1 pseudogene is annotated in these 1,152 nt (G+C 71.7%); it reads right to left on the bottom strand.

Annotated elements, in window-relative coordinates:
• Positions 1–1,046: pseudogene (locus tag ACLEQD_RS43890) on the bottom strand (hypothetical protein); the annotation flags it as partial.
• Between the last annotated feature and the right edge of the window lie 106 nt (positions 1,047–1,152).

The raw sequence follows: 1,152 nt of genomic DNA, 5'->3' as shown, positions 1-1,152 counted from the left end.
CCCGTGCCGCGCGAACCCATGCCGCCCACGCCGTGCGCGTCACCCATGGCCGCGCCGCCCTTGAGGCCGCCCAGCGAGTTGTTGATGCCGGTGCCGATGCCGCCCGGACCGAACACGTCCGACGCGCCACCCTTCATGCCCTTGAGCGCGCCCAGGAGGCCCACCTTGCCCACCACCTGGCGGTCCTTCTCCTTCTTGCTCTTGTCCACCACCGGGGTGCCCGGCTTGGAGGGCGCGGCCTCCTCCTGCTTCGCCTCCTGCTTGCCGAACTTGCCCTCTTCGTCCTTCGCCTTGGCCCCCTCCTCCGCGCCGGAGAGCTGGAGCTTCTTCGCCTCCACCTTCTTCTCCGGGGCGATGAGGAACTTGGCCACGCGCTGCTGGGACTCGAAGACGTCGTCCGCGGACTTCGTCTCCGTGTGCGGCGTCAGCAGCATCGCGGCGACGAACGCCGCCGCGGCGAGGATGCAGATGGCGGCGATCTTGAAGAAGCTGAAGTCGCGGTCGGACAGCGACGTCGCCAGGATGGCCGGCGACGGCTTCACGTAGCGCATCACGAACGCCACCGTGCCCAGCGACACCTCCGCCCGGTCATGCAGGCCCAGGCTGAAGAGCTGCTCCTGGTCCGGCGTGGCGGTGTTGAGCTGGCCCGCGGCGCGCAGCGCGTCCTTCGTGCGCACGTCGCCGTTGTTGGTGACGAACACGCCGGAGCCCGCCGGCGCGCGCAGCTCCAGCTTGTCGCCCTTGCTCACCGCCAGCACGTGGCGCTTGCCCACCTGCGGCGAGTACACGGTGAAGGTGTTCCTGGCCCCCTCGCCGATGGTGACCGGCGCGCCATCCTTGAAGTGCTGGACCTCCAGCATCTGGTCGCCCCAGAGCATGGAGACCTGCAGCACCTTCGCGTCAGGCGTCGGCTGCGCGTCCCTGGGCAGCGGCTCCTGCAGGTGCGGCGGAGGCTGCGGCTTGCGGGCCGTCGCCGCCTGGGGAGGCGTGGCCTTGCGCGCCGCCACCGGAGGCGCCGGAGGACCGAACACCGGGGTGGACGTCACGTTCGTGGACACCTGCGCGCCCATCGCGCCCGCCGGAGCGGAGCGCGGCGTGCCCACCGTGCCCACCACGTTGGCCGCGGGCGCGGCGTTCATCGCGGGCCCGCGG

This window comes from Corallococcus sp. 4LFB (assembly GCF_046520365.1).
Taxonomy (GTDB): Bacteria; Myxococcota; Myxococcia; order Myxococcales; family Myxococcaceae; genus Corallococcus; species Corallococcus caeni.
The sequence above is the reverse complement of the archived record's forward strand: the minus strand, read 5'-3'. Positions and strand labels throughout refer to the sequence as shown.